Here is a 20288-nt window from a genome sequence, read left to right as displayed (position 1 = left end):
GGCACGCGTCAGAACTTGATGCTGCCGATCATGCTCGCCACGCTCGTCGTCAGGTCGCTGATCGTCGGGGCGATCGTCGAGGAGGCCAGATAGAAGCCGAGCAGGATGCAGACGACCGCGTGACCCCCTTTCAGTCCCGACTTCTTGACCAGCAAGAAGACGATGATCGCCAGCAGCACCACCGCCGAAATCGAGAGTGCCACGGCGGTTCACCTCCAAGGACCCGGGAACGTGGGGGCAAAAGCAGAACAAGGGAACTTGTAAATCCATACATCAGCCAGCAGGTTCATACCCACACTGCGCCAGTGATCATAACTATGTGTGGGTGCGCATCTCGCGGCGCACAGCCGCACAAGGGGGTCGCATGGCCAATATGGTCGGAGGATGACGACCGAGTCCGACTCCTTCCCCCGCAGGCACGCCCGCACCCAGCGTTTCACCCTCGGCGCGCCGCGTTCGTTCACGGTGGCCCCCGACGGCTCCCGGGTCGTGTTCCTGCGCTCCGGCTCCGGCACGGACCGCGCGGGCGCGCTGTGGGTCCTCGACCCGGCGGACGGCACGGAGCGCCCGGCGGCCGACCCCCGTGCCCTCCTCGGCGGCGCCTCCGAGGACCTCTCACCGCAGGAGCGCGCCCGGCGCGAGCGCAGCCGTGAGGGCGGCGCCGGGATCGTCGGCTACGCCACCGACGAGGCCGTCGAGCTGGCGTCTTTCACCTTGTCAGGGCGGCTTTTCACGGCGGAGCTGCGGGCCGGAACGGCGGCCGAACTCGCGGTCCCGGGGCCGGTGATCGACCCCCGTCCGTCCCCCGACGGGCGGCTCGTCGCCTACGTCGTCGGGGGCGCTCTGCGGGTGGTGGGCGCCGAGGGCGACGGCGACCGGGCGCTGGCGGAGCCGGAATCGGACACGGTTTCCTATGGATTGGCCGAGTTCATCGCGGCCGAGGAGATGGGCCGCTCGCGGGGGTTCTGGTGGTCTCCGGATTCGGATCGGCTGCTGGTCACACGGGTGGACGACACGCCGGTGGAGCGGTGGTGGATCTCCGATCCGGCCCAACCGAAACGTGACCCACAACACGTGGCCTATCCGGCTGCCGGGACGGCCAACGCGGAGGTGCGGCTCTTCGTGTTCGGGCTCGACGGGGTACGCACGGAGGTCGTGTGGGACCGGGCCCGCTACCCGTATCTGGCGCGAGTCCACTGGTCAGGGGCGGGAGCGCCGCTGCTGCTCGTACAGGCGCGCGACCAGCGCAGTCAGCTGTTCCTCGCGGTGGACACCGAGTCCGGGGCGACCCGGATGGTGCACGCCGACGAAGATCGGATTTGGCTGGATCTTTTTCCTGGCGTTCCGTGCTGGAGCCCGTCGGGGCAGCTGGTCAGGATCGCCGACGAGGGCGGCGCCCGGGTGCTGGCGGTCGGCGAACGCCCGCTGACGGGAGCCCAGTTGCACGTACGTGCGGTACTCGACGTCACGTCCGACGACGTGCTGGTGGCCGCCTCGGCCGGGGCGGACGCGGCCGCGCCGGAAACCGGCGAGGTGCACGTCTACCGCGTCAACGAACTCGGCGTCGAGCGCCTCTCCCAGGAGCCCGGGGTGCACTCGGCGGTGCGCTCGGGGGCCGTGACCGTCCTGGTGTCGGCGGTGCTCGACCGGCCGGGCAGCGTGGCGCGGGTACTGCGGGACGGGAAGCCGACGGCCACCGTCCGGTCGTATGCCGAAGATCCCGGTCTGTCCCCCCGCGTGTTCCTCACCGAGGGGGGCGCACGGCGGGTCCCGTGCGCCGTGCTTATGCCTACGGACTACCCCGGTGACACCCCCCTGCCCGTGCTCATGGACCCCTACGGCGGTCCGCACGGGCCCCGGGTCCTCGCCGCGCACAACGCGCACCTGACCTCGCAGTGGTTCGCCGACCAGGGCTTCGCGGTGGTCGTCGCCGACGGGCGGGGCACCCCGGGCCGCTCCCCCGGCTGGGAGAAGGCGATCCACCACGACCTCACGGTCAGCCTCGACGACCAGGTCGAGGCGCTGGAGGGGCTGGCGAAGGACCATCCCCTCGACCTCTCCCGGGTGGCGATCCGCGGCTGGTCGTACGGCGGCTGGCTCGCGGCGCTGGCGGTGCTGCGCCGCCCCGACGTCTTCCACGCCGGCATCGCGGGCGCCCCGGTGACCGACTGGCGGCTCTACGACACCCATTACACCGAGCGCTACCTCGGCGACCCGGCCACGGACCCGGAGGCCTACGCGAAGAGCTCGCTCGTCACCGACGAGGGGCTCTCCGCGGCCGCCGGACCCCACCGGCCGCTGATGATCGTCCACGGTCTGGCCGACGACAACGTGGTCGTCGCCCACGCCCTGCGGCTCTCCTCGGCCCTGCTGGCCGCCGGCCGCCCGCACGAGGTGCTCCCCCTGTCGGGCGTGACCCACATGACCCCGCAGGAACAGGTCGCGGAGAACCTGCTGCTGCTCCAGGTGGACTTCCTCAAGCGCTCACTCGGACCGGCGTGACGCCGTAGGCACGGCAACGGGCCGGGAGACATGGCGCTCCCGGCCCGTTTACGGCACCCGCACGGCCGTACGCTGTCCAGAGTGGCCCGTCCGTATATCGGAATCGGGTCGGTCAAGTTGCCTGCGTGTTAACGCGGTTGATGCGCCTTTGGGTGCCTATGGCGCCCCGTCGCCGTGATCGTCCCGCGATCCTCCCGGCGGTTCCTCCGGGGGGACCACCTGCTTCTCCTCCGCGAAGTGGCACGCCGAGGGGTGGGCCGTCGGGCCGGTCGTGAGCCGGAACAGGTCCGGTACCGCCAGCGCCGGCACCTCCACTTCGCACCGCTGCTGCGCCTTCCAGCAGCGGGTGCGGAAGCGGCAGCCCGAGGGGATGTTCGTCGGGGACGGGACGTCGCCCGCCAGGATGATCCGCTCCCGGTGCTCGCGCGCCTCCGGGTCCGGGACGGGCACCGCGGAGAGCAGCGCCTGGGTGTACGGGTGCGTCGGGTGGTCGTAGATCTCCGCGTCGCGGCCGATCTCCACGATCCGGCCGAGGTACATCACCCCCACCCGGTCCGAGATGTGGCGGACGATCGAGAGGTCGTGGGCGATGAAGAGGTAGGAGAGGTCGAACTCGCTCTGGAGCCGGTCCAGCAGGTTGATCACCTGCGCCTGCACCGACACGTCCAGCGCGGACACCGGCTCGTCGGCGACGATCACCTCCGGGCGCAGGGCCAGCCCCCGCGCGATGCCGATCCGCTGCCGCTGGCCGCCGGAGAACTGGTGCGGATAGCGGTTGATGTACTCGGGGTTGAGCCCGACGACGTCCAGCAGGTCCCGGACCTTCTTGCGCCGGTCGCCCTTGGGCGCCACCTCGGGGTGGATCTCGTACGGCTCCCCGATGATGTCGCCGACGGTCATCCGCGGGTTCAGCGAGGTGTACGGGTCCTGGAAGACCATCTGGATGTTGCGCCGGACCGCCCGCAGCGCCTTGCCCGAAAGGCCGGTGACGTCCTCGCCCTTGTAGCGGATCTCCCCGGCCGTCGGCTTCTCCAGGTTCACCAGCATCTTGGCGACCGTGGACTTGCCGCAGCCGGACTCCCCGACGATGCCCAGGGTCTCGCCGCGGTGGAGGGTGAAGTCGACGCCGTCGACGGCCTTGACCGCGCCGACCTGCTTCTTGAACAGGATGCCCTGGGTGAGCGGGTAGTGCTTGACCAGCCCGCTCACTTCGATGATCGGCTCGGCCGATGCGGAACTAGCCATGCAGGCACTCCCTCCAGAAGTGGCACGCGCTCGTGCGGTCCGCGTCGGACCCGCCGGCCTCGTCGACCTCGTACAGCGGGGGCACGTCCGTACGGCACACGTCCTGGGCCATCGGGCAGCGCGGGTTGAAGGCGCAGCCCGGCGGGATGTGCATGAGGTTGGGCGGCAGGCCCTTGATGGCGTAGAGCTCCTGGCCCTTCTGGTCCAGCCGTGGGATGGAGTCGAGCAGGCCGCGGGTGTAGGGGTGGGCCGGCGCCTTGTAGATGTCGTGGACCGGGGCCGACTCGACGATCCGGCCCGCGTACATCACCGCGATCCGGTCGGCCACGTCCGCGACCACGCCCAGGTCGTGGGTGATGAGGATCAGGCCCATGTGGTACTCGCGCTGCAGTTCCGCGAGCAGGTCCATGACCTGGGCCTGGACGGTGACGTCGAGGGCGGTGGTGGGCTCGTCGGCGATGATGAGCGCCGGCTCCAGGGCCATCGCCATCGCGATCATGATGCGCTGGCGCATGCCCCCGGAGAACTGGTGCGGGTAGTCCCTGACCCGTTCCCGGGCGCCCGGGATGCGGACCCGGTCCATCAGCTCGACGGCCTTGGCCCGCGCGTCCTTCCTGGACATCCCCCGGTGCACGACGAACATCTCGCCGAGCTGGTCGCCCACCGACAGCACGGGGTTCAGGGACGACAGGGCGTCCTGGAAGATCATCGCCATCTCGGCGCCGCGGACCTTGCGGCGTTCCTCCTCCTTGAGCCGCAGCAGGTCCGTGCCGCGGAAGAGGATCTCGCCGCCGGTGATGCGGCCGGGCGGCATGTCGAGGATGCCCATGATCGCCTGGGCGGTGACGGACTTGCCGGAGCCGGATTCGCCGAGCACGGCGAGGGTCTCGCCCGCGTCCACCCCGTAGCTGACGCCGTTGACGGCCCTGGCGATCCCGTCCCGGGTGCGGAACTCCACGTGCAGGTCGCGTACTTCGAGCAGCATCCGGCCGTCACCTCAGCTTCGGGTCGAGGGCGTCGCGCACCGCGTCGCCGAGCATGATGAACGCCAGGACCGTGAGGGCCAGGGCGCCCGAGGGCCACAGCAGGGCGTGCGGGGCGTTGCGGATGTAGGGCGAGGCGGCGGAGATGTCGATGCCCCAGGAGACGGTCGGCGGTTTCAGCCCGACGCCGAGATAGGACAGGGTCGCCTCCAGCGCGATGTACGTGCCGAGCGCGATGGTCGCCACGACGATCACCGGGGCGACCGCGTTCGGCGCGATGTGCCGCAGCAGCAGCCGGGAGTGGGTGGCGCCCAGAGCCCGGGCCGCCTGGACGTAGTCGTTCTGTTTGGCGGTGATCACCGAGCCGCGGGCGATCCGGGAGATCTGGGGCCAGCCGAGCAGCACCATGAACCCGATGACCGGCCAGACCGTATTACTGGTCACCACGGAGAGGAGGACCAGGCCGCCCAGGACGACCGGGATGGCGAAGAAGATGTCGGTGATCCGGGACAGGATCGAGTCCCCGACGCCGCCGAAGAACCCGGCCAGGCCGCCCAGCACGCTGCCGAAGAGGGCGACGCCGAACGTGGCCAGGAAGCCGACCGTGACGGAGGTGCGGGCGCCGTAGACCGTGCGCGTGTAGACGTCGCAGCCCTGGCCGTCGAAGCCGAACGGGTGACCGGGCTGGGAACCCTCCTGGGCCTTGGCGAGGTCGCACTTGAGGGGGCTCATCCAGGTGATGGCCCCGGGCCACAGGGAGATGAAGACCAGGAAGAGGATGACCAGGCCGGAGATGATGAAGACCGGGTTGCGGCGCAGGTCCCGCCAGGCGTCGGACCAGAGGGAACGGGCCTTCTCGGACGGCCCCGTGCCCTGCGGCCCGCCGGGTGTCTTCTCGAGGGTCTCCCCCTCCGCCGTGGCCAGGTCCATCGCGCCGCCCATGCCGGTGTCGGCGATGGCGCCCTCCTCCGGGGTGCGGCCCGCGCCCGGCAGGTGCTGCTCCGGCGGCATCGGCTCAGGCATAGCGGATCCTCGGGTCGAGTACGGCGTACAGGAGGTCGACGAGCAGGTTGGCCACCAGGAAGACCAGCACGAGGACGGTCACGAAGCCGACGACGGTCTGGGTGTTCTGGCGGAGGATCCCCTGGTAGAGCTGGAAGCCGACGCCGTGGATGTTGAAGATGCGCTCGGTGACGATCGCGCCGCCCATCAGGGCGCCGATGTCGGTGCCGATGAAGGTGACCACGGGGATGAGGGAGTTGCGCAGCAGGTGCCGGGTGACGACCCGGCGGCGGGGCAGCCCCTTGGCGACGGCCGTCCGGACGTAGTCGGACCGTTTGTTCTCCGCGATGGAGGTGCGGGTCAGCCGGGTGACGTACGCCAGGGAGACGGAGGCGAGCACCAGGCCCGGCACGATCAGCTCACCGAAGGTGGCCTCCGAGGAGACCGACGGTTTGATCCAGCCCCATTCGACGCCGAGCAGCAGCTGGAGCAGCAGGCCGGTGACGAAGGTGGGGACGGAGATCACGACGAGGGTGAGCAGCAGGACCCCGCTGTCGACGGGGCGGCCCCGGTGCAGGCCGGTGACGACACCCAGGGTGATGCCGATGACGATCTCGAAGAAGATCGCGACGATCGTCAGCCGGATGGTGACCGGGAAGGCCGTCGCCATCAGTTCGGTGACCGGCTGGCCGTTGAACGCCGTACCGAAGTCTCCGGTGAAGACGTTCCCCATGTAGGTCAGGTACTGCTGCCAGACGGGCTTGTCGAGGCCGAACTCCTTCTGCAGCTGGGCGGCGGTGGCCGGGTCGCACTCCCGGTCGCCGCACAGACCCGCGATGGGGTCGCCCATCACGTTCACCATCAGGAAGATCAGCAGCGTCGCTCCGATGAACACCGGGATCATCTGGAGCAGACGCCGGATCACATACCGGCCCATGGCGGGTCAGCTGACCTTGATCTCGTTGTAGACCGGGACGGAGAACGGGTTGAGCTTGACGTTCGAGAGCCGCTCCGCGTAGCCGGCGCTGCCGTTCTGGTACCAGAGCGGGATGGCGGCCATGTTGTCGCGGACGACCTCCTCGGCCTGCTGGAAGGTCTCCACCGCCTTGGCGGTGTCGGTCTCGGCGTTGGCCTGGTCGACGAGCTTGTCGAAGTCCTTGTTGGACCACTTGCCGTCGTTGGAGGAGGCGTTCGTGTAGTAGAGCGGCTGGAGGAAGTTCTGGATGAGGGGGTAGTCCATCTGCCACCCCGCCCGGAAGGGGCCGGTCATCTTCCGGTCGCCGATCTGAGTGCGGAAGTCGGCGAAGGTGCCGACCGGGTTGCCGACGCAGGCCTTGTCGTTGTCGAGGGCGTTGTTGATCGAGTTGCAGACCGCGTCGACCCACTGTTTGTGCGATCCGGTGTCCGCGTTGTATGTGATCTTGACCTGGCCGCCGGGCAGGCCGCCGCCCTCCTGGATGAGCTTCTTCGCCGCGGCGGGGTCGTAGTCGCAGGCGTCCCCGCACAGGCCTTCCTTGAAGCCGCCCTCCTCGCCGAGCACCGGCGAGGTCCAGTCGGTGGCGGGGGTGCGGGTGTTCTGGAAGATCGTCTCGGTGATCTGCTTGCGGTCGATCGCGCGGGAGAGGCCGGTACGGACCTTGTCGGAGCCCGGGGCGTTCCACTTCTTGTCGTAGAAGGGGAAGGCCAGGGTCTGGATGATGCCGGCCGGGGTGTTCAGGTAGCGGTCGCCGAGGTCGTTCTTGACGTTCTTCAACTGGGCCGCGGGCACGTCGTCGACGAGGTCGAGGTTGCCGGCCAGCAGGTCGGTGTAGGCGGTGTTGTTGTCGGTGTAGACCTTCAGGGTCACGCCGCCGTTCTGCGCCTTGTCGTCACCGGGGTATCCGTCCCACTTCTTCAGGACCATCTGGGAGCCCTTGGTGTAGGAGTCGATCGTGTACGGCCCGTTTCCGATGGGTTTCTTCACCCAGTTCGCGTGGTCGGTGAAGAAGGCCTGCGGGAGCGGGGCGTAGGCGGGGTAGCCCAGGGTGTCGGGGAAGGTGGAGAACTTCTGCTTGAGCTTGACGGTGAAGGTCCTGTCGTTGATGACCTTGAGCCCGGAGAGGACGTCGGTGGTCTGCGAGCCACTGGCGGGGTGGGCCGCGGTGTAGCCGTCGATGTACTCGAAGAAGTAGGCGTTCTTCTGGTTGTTCTTCAGACTCGCGGCGTAGTTCCAGGCGGTGACGAAGGATTTCGACGTCACTTTCTCGCCATTGCTGAACGTCCAGCCGTCCTTGACGGTGATCGTGAAGTTCTGGGAGTCCGTGGTCTCGATCTTCTCGGCCAGCATGTCCTCGGCCGCGCCGGTCTCCGGGTTGTACTTCTTGAGGCTGCGGAAGATCATGTCGAGGACCTTGCCGCCCTGCACCTCGTTGGTGTTGGCGGGCTCCAGCGGGTTCTGCGGGTCTCCCCATGAGGAGCTGAGCACCGCGCTCCCGTCGCCGCTCCCGCTCCCCCCGCCCCCGCACGCCGTCGCCGCGAGTGCTGCCGCCGCCGCGCATGCGGCCCACTTGGCGTGCGTGGCTCCACGCATGGATGCCTCCTCATTGACCGCGCTTTACCTGAGCGCTGTGCCGTCAGCACCGAAGCACTGATCCATCAACGGTAAATATCAACTGAAAAGGTGCATGACGCACACGGGCCGCGCCCAACGGGAGGCCATCGGAGGGCTATTCGGGGGAACGGCACAAGTGCGCCGGACGCCGGCAGCAGGATCCTGGTGGGGGGTCGAAAAGGATCTTCTTCGCAGGTCGCGGTGGATCTTCGAGGTGTACGCAACGGATCTTCACGATCCGATGCCGAACCGTTGGATTGCGACCTCGGGATGTACGCATTCCGACACCCTGGCGTCCGAATATCGAACCCCTTGACCGTTAAGCGCAGTTGGCCCGAATTCAGACACGGAACGATCACGGCGCGCTACACGCGTAGCTACGATATGGTCAAGCTCAGGTAAAGAAAGTAAAGAGAAAACCAAGGCAGACCAGAATTTATTGACCGTGAACGAATTGCGTTGAAAAAGTCCGGCGTAGCCCGTAGGGAGTGCCCTGCGGAGTCATCAGACCCTCCCGTGGGCCAGGAGCACCATGACCCCCCCAACTCCATCAGCGGCCGCCCCCCTCGAGGTGACCGACGAGAGCGTCGAGAAGTCGCCCACGCCCTCCACCCCCAAGGGCAGCGAGGGCCGCTCTCCCGGACGGCTGGCGTGGAACCGCTTCAAGCGGGACCACACGGGCGTCATATCCGCGTGCATCGTGGGCTTCTTCTTCGTGATCGCCCTCGGCGCTCCGTTGATAGCCAAGCTGTACGGCAAGGACCCCTACACCACTTACGCCAGCCAGCGCCCCGAGCTGCTGAACCCGTTCGCGTACCCGTCGGGCCCGAACGGCGGCATGAGCTCCGAGTTCTGGTTCGGCATCGAGCCCCAGCTGGGGCGCGACGTCTTCACCTTCCTGCTCTACGCGATCCGCAACTCGCTGGGCATCGCGCTCGCCGCCACCGTGCTCACCGTCGTCCTCGGCGTGGTCATCGGCACCACCGCGGGCTACCTCGGCGGCAAGACGGACTACCTCGTGGGCCGGGTCATCGACATCCTGCTGTCGTTCCCGTCCACGCTCTTCTTCATCGCCTTCATGCCGGTCGTGTTCGGGCTCTTCGTCGCTCCCGACGAGGAGATCCCGACCTGGCTGCGGGCCACGGCTCTGATCATCGTCCTCTCCGCCTTCGGCTGGGCGTCCATCGCCCGACTGCTGCGCGGCCAGGTACTGGGCCTGCGGGAACGGGAGTTCGTCGAGGCCGCGAAGGTCACGGGCGCATCACCGGGGCGTATCGTCTTCAAGGAACTGCTGCCCAACCTGTGGACGCCGATCATCATCCAGACCACGCTGATGCTCCCGGCGTACGTCACCGCCGAGGCCGGTCTCGCGTTCCTCGGAGTCGGCATGATCGACCCGACCCCGGACTGGGGCGTCATGATCGCGCGGGGGGCAAGTTTCTACACCGAGGACCTCACCTTCATGCTCTTCCCGGGCCTGGCCATGGTGATCTTCGTCCTCGCGTTCAACCTGCTCGGTGACTCGGTGCGTGACGCACTCGACCCGAAGTCCAAGCGCTAGCTCCGGCCCTCTTCAGGACCACGGCAAGGACGCCGGGGTGCCGGATCTCTCTCATCACTCCCACTTCAAGGCAGGCAGCATGTCCTTCTCGCGCAGAAACTTCCTCATCGCCACCGGCGTTGCCGCGGCGTCGACGTCGGTGCTGAGCGCCTGCAGCAGCGGCAACGAGGGGGGCTCCTCGCAGGACAAGGCCCCCAAGGTCACCGGGGCCAAGACCGTCGAGATCCCGGTCGGCACCAAGGCCGACTCCACCGGTCCGGCCCCCGAGGTGGCGGGCGCGGTCAAGGGCGGGACGATCTACTCGCTCCAGCAGTTCGACATGGACCACATGGACCCGGCGCAGATCTACGTCTCCACCGAGGCCGCCATCACCGTGCCGATCATGCGTGGCCTGACCGGCTACAAGCTGGACGCCAAGGGCAACGCCACCCTGGTCGGCGACGCCGCGACCGACGCCGGCACCATGAAGGACGGCGGCAAGACCTGGACCTTCACCCTGAAGGACGGTCTGAAGTGGGAGGACGGCGCCGAGGTCTCCTCGGAGGACCTCCGCCACACCTTCGAGCGCCTCTTCGCCACTTTCGTCACCGAGGGTCCGCGCTACGTCCAGGACTTCCTGGTCGGCGGCGACAAGTACAAGGGCCCGTACGAGGGCAAGAGCCTGGACTCCATCGAGGTCGACGGCAAGACCATCACCTTCCGCCTCAAGGAAGCCCGCGCCGACTTCAACTTCACGCTCGCGATGCGTGCCTACTCCCTGGTGCCCAAGAAGCACGACACCAAGGAGAAGTACGACAAGCAGCCGATCTCCTGCGGTCCGTACAAGGTCGAGAGCCGCAACATCGGCAAGTCGATGACCTTCGTGCGCAACGAGCACTGGGACCCGAAGACCGACGCGATCCGCAACGCGTACCCGGACAAGTACCTCTTCCAGATGGGCTACGAGCTCGTCGCGTCCACCGACCGTTGGATCGCGGACAAGGGCACCGACCAGTACGCGGTGCCGATCTTCAACGAGGTCGCGCCCGAGCGCATCGCCCAGGTCCTCACCAACGCCGATCTGAAGAAGCGCGTCCTCACCGCGGTCGACACGGTCACCTACTACTGGCCGATCAACATGACCCGCATCAAGGACCTCAAGGTCCGCCAGGCCATCAACTACGCGTGGCCGCACCAGCAGCTGCAGACCATCGGCGGCGGCGCCTACAGCCAGGAGATCGCCACCACGATCTTCGCCCCGGTGACCCCCGGCTACACCAAGTTCGACCTGTACGGCGTCGACAAGAAGCCGGGCGGCAACCCCGAGAAGGCCAAGGCCCTGCTGAAGGAGGCCGGCAAGGTCGGCCAGAAGCTGGTCATCGCCTACCAGCAGTCGGACACCGCGGTGAAGACCGCCGTCGCCATCAAGAACGCGCTGGAAGAGGCCGGCTTCACGGTCGTCAACAAGCAGGTCGACAAGTCGACCTTCTACACCCAGATCGGCAAGATCGACAACGACTTCGACCTGTTCGCGGCCGGCTGGAGCCCGGACTGGCCGAACGGCTACTCGCAGTTCTACCCCTGCTGGAGCGGCAAGAACATCGGCGACGGCCGCAGCAACTACGCCCAGCTGAACGACCCGAGCGTCAACAAGGCCATCGACGCGGCCTCCCAGATCGCGGACGTCGAGGAGGCCAACAAGGCCTGGGGCAACATCGACAAGATGATCATGGAGCTGGCCGCGGTCGTTCCGGACTACCACAAGATCCGTAACTACCTGTACGGCTCCAAGGTCGGCAACGTCCTGTGGGACAACGCCAACACCTGCGTCGCGCTCTGCAAGCTCTACGCCAAGAAGTAAGCGCACGCCCCCGGGGGTGGCCGTCACGATGGCCACCCCCTGCGGTCCACCCCCCTCTCCTTACCGCGGCGACGGCGCCCCGTCCGGAAAGTCACGCCTCATGCTCCGCTTCCTTGTCCGCCGAGTCATCGGCGCGCTGGTCATTCTGTTGATCATCAGCGCCATCACCTTCTGGCTCTTCTACGCCGTGCCGCGTGACCCCGCGATGATGTCCTGCGGCAAGAACTGCACGCCTGAGAACCTCGCGCAGATCCGGAAGAACCTGGGCATCGACCACTCCATCCCGGTGCAGTACTGGTACTGGCTGAAGGGTGTCTTCGCCGGTCGCGACTACGCCGGTTACGGGTACTGCGACGCGCCCTGCTTCGGCTACTCCTTCGCCAACAACGTGCCGGTCTTCGACACGATCATGGACCGCCTGCCGACGACCCTCTCGCTCGCCTTCGGCGCGGCCGTCGTCTTCCTGGTCCTCGGTGTCGGCGCGGGCATGCTCGCGGCCCTCAAGCAGGGCAGGTTCCTGGACAAGTTCGCCAGCTCGGCGTCGCTGCTCGGCTCGTCGCTGCAGATCTACTTCGTCGGCTACATCGCGATGTACTACTTCGTCGCGCAGCTGGGATGGCTCGACCAGCCCTCGTGGACCCCCTTCAGCGAGGACCCGGTCGCCTGGTTCTCCGGACTGCTGCTGCCCTGGCTGGTCCTGGCGATCATCTTCACCGCCAACTACACCCGTATGACCCGCTCGCAGCTCGTGGAGCAACTGAGCGAGGACTACGTCCGTACCGCCCGCGCCAAGGGCCTGTCCCGGTCGAACGTGTTCTTCCGGTTCGCCTGGCGTGGCGCGATGGGCCCGATCGTCACGGTGTTCGGCATCGACCTGGGCACGCTGATCGGCGGCGCCATCATCACCGAGCAGACCTTCAGTCTCCCGGGCATCGGCCGGCTCGCGGTGAAGTCCGTGGACCAGAGCGACCTGCCGATGCTGCTCGGCGTGACCCTCCTGGCCGCCGGTGCGATCGTGTTCTTCAACATCATCGTCGATGCCGTCTACGCTCTCATCGACCCGCGGATCCGGCTCGCCTGACCTCCGCCAAGCCCCCTACCTCTCGCATCACCCCCCAGGAGCGTCCCCGTGACGAGCACCGATCAGCAGCCCTTCCTCTCCGTCAGGGACCTGAAAGTCCACTTCTCCACCGAGGACGGCATCGTCAAGGCCGTCGACGGGCTCTCCTTCGACCTGTTGAAGGGCAAGACGCTCGGCATCGTGGGCGAGTCGGGCTCCGGCAAGTCGGTCACCAACCTGGCCATCCTGGGTCTGCACGACCGCGACCGTACGGCGATCGAGGGCGAGATCCTGCTGGACGACAGGGAACTGCTGACCGCGTCCGAGAAGCAGCTGGAGCGGCTGCGCGGCAACAAGATGTCGATGATCTTCCAGGACGCGCTGGCCTCGCTGTCGCCGTACCACACCATCGGCAAGCAGATCGGTGAGACGTACCGCAAGCACACCGGCGCCTCCAAGAGCGAGTCGCGTGCCCGGGCGATCGAGATGCTGAAGCGGGTGGGCATCCCCCAGCCGGAGGTCCGGGTGGACGACTACCCGCACCAGTTCTCCGGCGGTATGCGCCAGCGCGCGATGATCGCGATGGCGCTGGTCTGCGACCCGGAACTGCTGATCGCCGACGAGCCGACCACGGCCCTCGACGTGACGGTGCAGGCCCAGATCATGGACCTGCTCAAGGACCTCCAGCAGGAGTTCGGCACCTCGATCGTCTTCATCACGCACGACCTGGGCGTCATCGCCGACATCGCCGACGACGTCCTGGTGATGTACGGCGGCCGGTGCGTGGAGCGAGGCACCAAGCGGGAGGTGCTGCGGAGCCCGCAGCACCCCTACACGCTGGGCCTGCTGAGCTCGATGCCGAACCTGGACCACCCGGTGGACGTCCCGCTCAACCCGATCCCCGGTTCGCCGCCCTCGCTGCTGAACCCGCCGACGGGCTGCCGGTTCCACCCCCGCTGCACCTTCGCCGAGAAGGTCGAGGGGGGCCTGTGCTCCACGGAGCAGCCGCCGCTGGAGGTCACGAACGGTCGGGGTTCCGCCTGCCACCTGACCGCCGCCCAGCGCGCCGAGTACTTCTCCGACCTCGCCGGCAGCGCCGCGAACTGACGTACAAGAGACGGGATTTCACCACCATGAGCAGCACCGTTCCCCTCCTGGACGTCTCCGGGCTCACCAAGCACTTCCCGATCAAGGGCGGCTTCCCGATCCGGCGCACGGTCGGCGCCGTGCAGGCCGTCGACGGGCTGGACTTCCAGGTCGCCGAGGGCGAGAGCCTGGGCCTGGTCGGCGAGTCCGGCTGCGGCAAGTCGACGACGGGCCGCCTGATCACCCGGCTTCTGGAGCCGACGGGCGGCCGGATCTCCTACCGCGGCGAGGACATCACGCACGCGGGCCGCAAGCAGCTGGCCCCGATCCGCTCCGAGATCCAGATGATCTTCCAGGACCCCTACGCGTCGCTGAACCCGCGCCAGACGGTCGGCAAGATCATCTCGGGCCCGATGGAGATCAACGACATCCACCCGGCCGGCGGCCGGGAGAAGCGGGTGCGTGAGCTGCTGGAGATCGTGGGTCTCAACCCCGAGCACTACAACCGGTTCCCGCACGAGTTCTCCGGCGGCCAGCGGCAGCGGATCGGCGTCGCCCGGGCGCTGGCGCTGGAGCCGAAGCTGATCGTGGCCGACGAGCCGGTCTCCGCGCTCGACGTGTCCATCCAGGCGCAGGTCGTCAACCTGCTCCAGAAGGTCCAGCGGGACCTGGGCATCGCGTTCGTCTTCATCGCCCACGACCTGGCCGTCGTCCGGCACTTCTCGCAGCGCGTGGCGGTCATGTACCTCGGCCGGATCGTCGAGATCGCCGACCGCGACGACCTGTACGGCAACCCGCGTCACCCGTACACCCGGGCGCTGCTGTCCGCCGTGCCCGAGGCCACCGTGCAGGACGAGGGCGTCGCGGGCCGCGAGCGCATCCGCCTCGTCGGTGACGTGCCCTCGCCCATCAACCCGCCCTCCGGCTGCCGCTTCCGCACCCGCTGCTGGAAGGCGACGGAGAAGTGCGCGACCGAGGCCCCGCCGCTGGTGCAGGTCGAGGGCAACAAGCCCGGCCACCTGACGGCGTGCCACTACCCCGAGACGGCGGACGTCCCGGCCACCGTGCCGGCCCCGCGTCTCGCCAAGGACCCCGAGGCGGCGGCCTGACACACCCCTTTTCGTCAGCCGCTTTCTTTCGGAGCGGACTTTCCAGGCCCATTGACCCGAGCCCATGAACGTCCGGTCCAGGGGACGAAGGCCCGCGCTCACCCGGCGCGGGCCTTCACTCGTCCCCCGGCCCCTGTGGCCCTCGTACCCCCCTCCCCCCGCCGGGCGACGCCGGGCCCGGCGGCAGCCGTGCAGCATCCATGCGCCAGCCGAACACCACGCGCGCACAGTGGTGACTCGAGTGGTTCGAGGTACGGGGGGTACATGGAAATCCAGCTGCTGGGCTGCGTCGAGGCACGGGCCCGCTCCGGCGACAAGCTGCCGCTTCCGCACGGCACCAAACTGCTGCTGGCGGCGCTGGCCTGGACCCCCGGCGCGTTCGTCGCCGACGAGACGCTGATCGAGCGGGTGTGGCAGGAACGCCGGCCCCAGCATCCGCGCGACGCCCTGTACATCCAGGCCACCCGGCTACGGAAGGCGCTGCGGGCCGACGGGCAGCTGCCGAGGGCTTCGAACTGATCCGGAAGCGGGGCGGATACGTCCTCGCGATCGACGAGCGCTGCGTCGACACCGCACGGTTCCGCGCCCTCGTCCGGCAGGCGCAGCAGGAGGCCCGAACGGGTGACACCGAGACGGCCCTCGGTCTCTACGCCCGGGCCCTGGAGCTGTGGCGGGGCGAGCCGCTGTCCGACGTGCGCACGGCCTGGGCGGAGTCGACGCGGGTGACACTGCGGCGCGAGCACCGGGAGGCGCTGGTCGGGAGCACCGAGCTGTACCTGCGCGCGGGGCGGCACGAGGAGTGCCTGCCGCAACTGCACTGGCTGGTCGAGATGCATCCCTTCGACGAGAAGGTCACGGGCCTGCTGATGCTCGCCCTGCACCGCGGGGGACGCCAGGCGGACGCGCTGGACTGCTTCCAGCTGCTGCGCCTGCGGATGATCGACCTGCTGGGCTGTGAACCGGGACCGGAACTGAGGTCCCTGCAGGAACGGATCCTCGCCCGCGATCCCGGGCTGCGGCTGGGCAGCGCGTACGCGACGTCCGTCTGAACAGGGCTCAGCCGTCGAAGTGCTCGGTCAGGTAGAGGGTGAGGCGGGACTCGGCGTCCGGAGGGAGTTCACGGTGACGATGACGGGAAAGCGGGCGGGACGGCACGGACGCCCCGGACGGGTGGCGGACGCCGAGCGCCGCGTACAGGGCGCTCGCCTCCGCCCTGGCCCCGTGCGCCGGCCCGCTGTCGCCGCGCGCCTCGTGGGCGCGGGCGAGGGCCTCCGTGGCACGGGCGTGCAGAAGACGCTGGCCGGAGTCGCGGGCGAGGGCGGCCGCCAGGGCCGCCGCGTCCCGGGCCCGGGCGGGGACGGCGTCGGCGTCCGTGCCGGTATCGGCGTCCGTGCCGCTTCCGGTCTCGGTCTCGGTCTCGGTCTCGGTCTCGGTCTCGAGGAGCGTCAGGGCGGTGGCGAGGTGGACGCGCGGGAGGGTGAGGGGGTTGCCGTCGGCCGCGAGGCGCTCGGCGCGCTCCAGCCGGCCCAGGGCGTCGGCCGGGCGGCCCTGGGCGCGGGCCAGGTCGGCGCGGGCCAGCAGGACCTCGACGAGACCCGCCCGGTGGCCGGTGCGCTCGGCGATCTCGAAGGCGGCGTCCAGGTGTTCGGACGTCTCCTCGGTGCGGCCCGCGCGCAGCTTCACCGAGGCCACCCCGACCAGGCTGTCGACCTGGCAGTTGCGGTTCTCCACCCGTCGGGAGACGGCGAGGGCGTCCTCGTAGGCGAGCAGCGCCAGGTCGTCGCGGCCGGCGTCGGCGCGGACGCGGCCCAGCGCCTCCAGGGCGACGGCCTCCGTATAGGTGGACCCGGAGTCCCGGGAGACCAGGAAGCAGGTGCGCAGCGCCGCCGTCGCCTCGTCGAACCGGGCCTGCTTCTGCAGGACCAGGGCGAGGTTGACGAGGGCCATCGCACGGTTGTGGTGGACCGTGTCGCCGATCAGGTCGAGGGCCGCGCGCGCCGCCTCCTCGGCCGCGTCCAGACGCCCCAGCGCGAGGTTCAGGGACGCCGTGTTGATCAGCATGATCTCCACGTTCTTGACGTTGTCCAGGGTGCGGTAGAGCGCGAGCGCGCGGTCGTAGCAGGGCAGCGCGCGGCGCAGCTCGCCCAGCAGCTTGAGGGTGACGCCCTTGCCCTGGAGGCTGCCGGCCTCGCCGTACGTCCAGCCGGCCCGGCGGGCCAGCCGCTCCGCCTCCTCGTACTCCGTCAGGGCGCCCCGCAGGTCCCCGTCGCGCCAGCGCGCGCTGCCCAGGGACAGGCTCATGGAGGCCTGGCCGACCTCGTCCCCGCCGCGCGCGGCCACCTCCCGGGCGAGGGTGGCCAGCCGCATCCAGTCGGAGAGCGGCCTGCGGTGGTGGAAGAGGTCCTGGAGCGCGTCCACCAGCCACCACACGTACGGCGCGGGGCCGTTCTCGGCGGCGTGGCCGATCGCGGCCGCGATGTCGTCCCACTCGCCGTCGAACCAGGCGTACGCCTCCTCGGCGCCGGTGAACTCCCGCGGCAGGGAGCCCTCGACGGCGGGCGGACGGGTGCGCATGACGTACAGACCGGCCGTGGCCGCCGCGTTGACCACGCTCTGCAGGTAGTGGTCGAGGACGCGGGTGACGGCGGCGGTCCGCTCCTCGGGGGAGTCCTCCGCGGCCGTCCGGTCACGGGCGTACTCGTGCACCAGGTCGTGCCAGGCCGGACGGCCGTGCTCGACGTCGCGCAGCAGATGGACCCGCTGGGCCAGCCGCAGCAGGTCGGCCAGGCGATGCGCGTCGGTCCCGGCGGCCGCGGCGGCCGCCGGGACCGACCGGCCGGTGCCCGGCAGCACACCGAGCGAGCGGAAGGCGCGCCGGGCCTCGTCCGGCAGCACTCCGTACGACAGGTCGAGCGCGGCCCGTACGGCGACCGACTCCTCGCCCTCGACGTGCAGCCGGGCCAGTCGCCCCCGGTCCGCGAGGTCACGGACGTATGCCCGGATACTGCCTGGCCGGTCGCCGATCCAGGAGCCGGCGACGCACAGGGCGAGCGGCAGGTGGTCGCAGAGTTCGACGAGCCGCGCCGCGGCCTCCGGGTCGGCGGCGACGGCCTGCGCGCCGACCGCGCCGCTGATCAGCTCCAGCGCGGCGGCGCTGTCGAGGACGTCGCAGGACACCCGGTAGGCGCCGTCCAGCGTGACCAGGCCGCTGAGCTTGTCGCGGCTCGTCACCAGCGTCAGCGAGCCCGCCGAGGCGGGCAGCAGCCGCCGTACGTACGACGCGTCGGCCACGTCGTCGAGGACGACGAGCACCCTGCGGTCCGCGAGCATCGTCCGGTACAGCGCGGTCTGCGCCTCGGCGCCCAGCGGGATGTCGCGCGGGGCGCAGCCCAGGCCCTGGAGGAGCAGCGGCAGGGCCTCCGCGGGGGTCATCGGCTCGGCGTTGTCGAAGCCGCGCATGTCGAGGAAGAGCTGGCCGTCGGGGAAGCGGTCGGCGACCCGGTGGGCCCAGTTCAGGGCCAGCGCGCTCTTGCCGACGCCCGCCGGTCCCACGATCAGGGCGAGCGGCTCCGCGTTGTGCAGACAGGAGTCGAGGCGGTCGAGTTCACGGTCGCGGCCGACGAACCGGCGTGGGGTGGGCGGGAGTTGACGCGGCACGGGGCGCTCGGACGCGGCCGGGGCTGACCTCTCGGGCGGCGCGGTGGCCGCGGAGACACCGTCGCCGCCTCGCAGCAGCCGCTGGTGCAGGTCCCTGAGGTCGGCCGAGGGCTCCATGCCGAGTTCGTCGACCATGCGCCGGCGCAGCGCGGTGTACAGCTCCAGGGCCTCGGCGCTGCGGCCGTCCCGGTGCAGGGCGCGCATCAGCAGGCCGTGCGGGCGTTCGCGCAGCGGGTGGGCGGCGGTCAGCCGGAGGAGTTCGGCGATGGCCTCGCGGTGCCGGCCGGTCTCGATCCCCGCCTCGGCCACGCCCTCGCGGGCCACCAGGTGCAGTTCGGCGAGGCGCTGGCGCTCGGCCTCGCGCACCGCGACCTCCGGCAGGTCGGGCAGCGGCTCGTCGCGCCACAGCGCGAGGGCCTGTTCGCCGCCGCGCCGGGCCGTCCGCCAGTCGCCGTCGGCCGCGGCCCGCGAGGCGTCCCTGATGAGGTTCTCGAAGGCCAGCAGGTCGAGGTCGTCCGGGCCCACGTGCATGACGTAGCCGGGCCGACGGGTGGTCAGCAGCTCCGTGCCCGACGGGCCGAGGGCGCGCCGCACCTCCGCGACGAGGGCCCGTACCCGGGCGGCGCCCGCGCCGGGCGGGCGGTCGTCCCACAGGCACTGAATCAGCCGGTCGACGGAGACGACGTGGTTGGCGTGCAGCAGGAGCACGGCGCACAGCGCGCGTTGCCGGCCGGTGAGTACGACGGCCCGTCCGTCGATCTCGACGTCCAGCGGTCCGAGCAGGCGGAACCGGGGCCGTGGGGTGAGCATTCACAGAACGTAGTCCAGGGCCGACGGCCGGGCAACGCCGACCTGCACGATCGGCGACCCGCGGGCGACGCGGCGTCGGAATCCGGCCAATGCAGGAGGCCGGGGCAGGGGGCGGCGGCCGGGCACCCCTGGAGGCGGACGGCCGGGGCCGGGGGCGGGGCGGGCGCCGCCTGTCCCCCGTCGGTCGCCCGCCCCGTACAAGAGTCTCGCCGGGCCGCCTTTCCGCACTCCTTCGGCGGTCTTTCATCCGTCTTTCACCCCCGGCCCGACCAGCGCGAACGCGCTCGGCGCCGGGGGGACGCGTGACTAGACGCCGGTGCGGCCGTCGATCAGTTCGCGCAGGATGTCGAGGTGGCCGTTGTGCCGGGCCGTCTCCTCGATCAGGTGCAGGAGGATCCAGCGCAGGTCCACGTGCCGGCCGTCGCGCGTCGCCCGCTGTGCCGTGGCGCCGAGTTCGTGCCCGGCCACCAGCGCGCGGTGCCGCTCGGCGTGTTCGGCGTACTCGTCGAGCACCTGCGCGAGCGGGAGGTCGACGGCGATGCGCATCTCGCGGTCGGGGTCCTCGTCGGTCCACGGCCCCTCGTCCTCCTCACCGAGGAACACGACCCGGAACCAGTAGTACTCGACCCAGCGCAGATGGTTGACCAGGCCGCTCGGGGTCATCAGCGGCGAACCCGGCAGGGGCGCCTTGCGGGCGTCCTCGGCGGACAGGTCCTCGCACTTGGCGCGCGCGGTGTCGCGCGCGTAGTCGAGGAAGGTGGTGAGCTGGGTGCGCTCGTCCCAGGCGGGAGGCATGTCGTCCGTTCTCGTCATCGCGCAGAGCATGTCCGGCCCCCGGCCCGC

At 69.8% G+C, this 20288-nt stretch carries 16 protein-coding genes; 8 read left to right on the top strand and 8 right to left on the bottom strand.

The features are described from left to right. Window positions 1–8 precede the first annotated feature (8 nt). Window positions 9–203 (bottom strand): hypothetical protein, encoded by a 195-nt coding sequence (locus tag J2X68_RS30550; RefSeq protein WP_020127941.1) that lies wholly within the window; start codon window positions 201–203, stop codon window positions 9–11. Window positions 204–384: 181 nt separating this feature from the next. Here J2X68_RS30550 and J2X68_RS30545 point away from each other — a divergent pair, with 181 nt between their 5' ends. Next, the gene (locus J2X68_RS30545; protein WP_310435833.1) at window positions 385–2502 is read left to right on the top strand and encodes a prolyl oligopeptidase family serine peptidase; all 2118 of its coding nucleotides are present in this window, start codon (window positions 385–387) and stop codon (window positions 2500–2502) included. 156 nt (window positions 2503–2658) lie between these two features. On the opposite strand, the gene J2X68_RS30540 is transcribed toward J2X68_RS30545, so the two are convergent. From J2X68_RS30540 to J2X68_RS30520, 5 genes are read right to left on the bottom strand one after another with little or no spacing between them, the layout of a single operon-like run. Further along, on the bottom strand, window positions 2659–3747 hold the full coding sequence (locus tag J2X68_RS30540; protein ID WP_310435832.1) for a dipeptide ABC transporter ATP-binding protein: 1089 nt from the start codon (window positions 3745–3747) through the stop codon (window positions 2659–2661). Beyond that, a complete protein-coding gene (locus J2X68_RS30535; RefSeq protein ID WP_310435831.1) occupies window positions 3740–4732 on the bottom strand; it encodes an ABC transporter ATP-binding protein in 993 nt (330 codons plus the stop codon). Before J2X68_RS30535 ends, J2X68_RS30540 begins: the two co-directional genes overlap by 8 nt. 7 nt (window positions 4733–4739) lie before the next feature. After that, on the bottom strand, window positions 4740–5753 hold the full coding sequence (locus J2X68_RS30530; RefSeq protein WP_310435830.1) for an ABC transporter permease: 1014 nt from the start codon (window positions 5751–5753) through the stop codon (window positions 4740–4742). Next, on the bottom strand, window positions 5746–6669 hold the full coding sequence (locus J2X68_RS30525) for an ABC transporter permease (protein WP_310435829.1): 924 nt from the start codon (window positions 6667–6669) through the stop codon (window positions 5746–5748). Before J2X68_RS30525 ends, J2X68_RS30530 begins: the two co-directional genes overlap by 8 nt. A gap of 6 nt (window positions 6670–6675) precedes the next feature. Then, window positions 6676–8301, bottom strand: coding sequence for an ABC transporter substrate-binding protein (locus J2X68_RS30520; protein ID WP_310435828.1), 1626 nt, complete (start codon window positions 8299–8301; stop codon window positions 6676–6678). Window positions 8302–8854: 553 nt separating this feature from the next. On the opposite strand from J2X68_RS30520, the gene J2X68_RS30515 reads away from it, so the two are divergent. The 7 genes from J2X68_RS30515 (at window position 8855) to J2X68_RS30485 (ending at window position 16027) form a co-directional block, all read left to right on the top strand. Continuing rightward, window positions 8855–9883: an ABC transporter permease gene (locus tag J2X68_RS30515; protein ID WP_310435827.1), complete on the top strand. Its 1029-nt coding sequence runs from the start codon at window positions 8855–8857 to the stop codon at window positions 9881–9883. A gap of 79 nt (window positions 9884–9962) precedes the next feature. Then, window positions 9963–11723, top strand: coding sequence for an ABC transporter substrate-binding protein (locus J2X68_RS30510; protein WP_310435873.1), 1761 nt, complete (start codon window positions 9963–9965; stop codon window positions 11721–11723). A 100-nt stretch (window positions 11724–11823) separates the two neighbouring features. Next, window positions 11824–12804 (top strand): ABC transporter permease, encoded by a 981-nt coding sequence (locus J2X68_RS30505; protein WP_310435826.1) that lies wholly within the window; start codon window positions 11824–11826, stop codon window positions 12802–12804. A 48-nt stretch (window positions 12805–12852) separates the two neighbouring features. Next, window positions 12853–13890 (top strand): ABC transporter ATP-binding protein, encoded by a 1038-nt coding sequence (locus J2X68_RS30500; protein WP_310435825.1) that lies wholly within the window; start codon window positions 12853–12855, stop codon window positions 13888–13890. A gap of 26 nt (window positions 13891–13916) precedes the next feature. After that, the gene (locus J2X68_RS30495; RefSeq protein WP_310435824.1) at window positions 13917–14978 is read left to right on the top strand and encodes a dipeptide ABC transporter ATP-binding protein; all 1062 of its coding nucleotides are present in this window, start codon (window positions 13917–13919) and stop codon (window positions 14976–14978) included. A gap of 264 nt (window positions 14979–15242) precedes the next feature. Next, entirely contained in the window at window positions 15243–15497 is a 255-nt protein-coding gene (locus tag J2X68_RS30490) for a winged helix-turn-helix domain-containing protein (protein ID WP_310435823.1), read from the top strand. Then, window positions 15389–16027 carry an AfsR/SARP family transcriptional regulator gene (locus J2X68_RS30485; RefSeq protein ID WP_310435822.1) on the top strand — a complete coding sequence of 213 codons (639 nt, stop codon included), beginning with the start codon at window positions 15389–15391 and terminating at the stop codon, window positions 16025–16027. Before J2X68_RS30490 ends, J2X68_RS30485 begins: the two co-directional genes overlap by 109 nt. Before the next feature lie 7 nt (window positions 16028–16034). Here J2X68_RS30485 and J2X68_RS30480 read toward each other — a convergent pair whose 3' ends face one another. Together J2X68_RS30480 and J2X68_RS30475 are read right to left on the bottom strand one after the other, a co-directional pair. Beyond that, window positions 16035–19445, bottom strand: coding sequence for a BTAD domain-containing putative transcriptional regulator (locus tag J2X68_RS30480; RefSeq protein ID WP_310435821.1), 3411 nt, complete (start codon window positions 19443–19445; stop codon window positions 16035–16037). 306 nt (window positions 19446–19751) lie between these two features. Continuing rightward, window positions 19752–20258, bottom strand: coding sequence for a DinB family protein (locus J2X68_RS30475; protein ID WP_310435820.1), 507 nt, complete (start codon window positions 20256–20258; stop codon window positions 19752–19754). Window positions 20259–20288 lie beyond the last annotated feature (30 nt).

Origin of the sequence: Streptomyces sp. 3330, from assembly GCF_031456635.1 — a bacterium.
Classification (GTDB): Bacteria; Actinomycetota; Actinomycetes; order Streptomycetales; family Streptomycetaceae; genus Streptomyces.
This window is presented reverse-complemented; position numbering and strand designations above follow the sequence as displayed.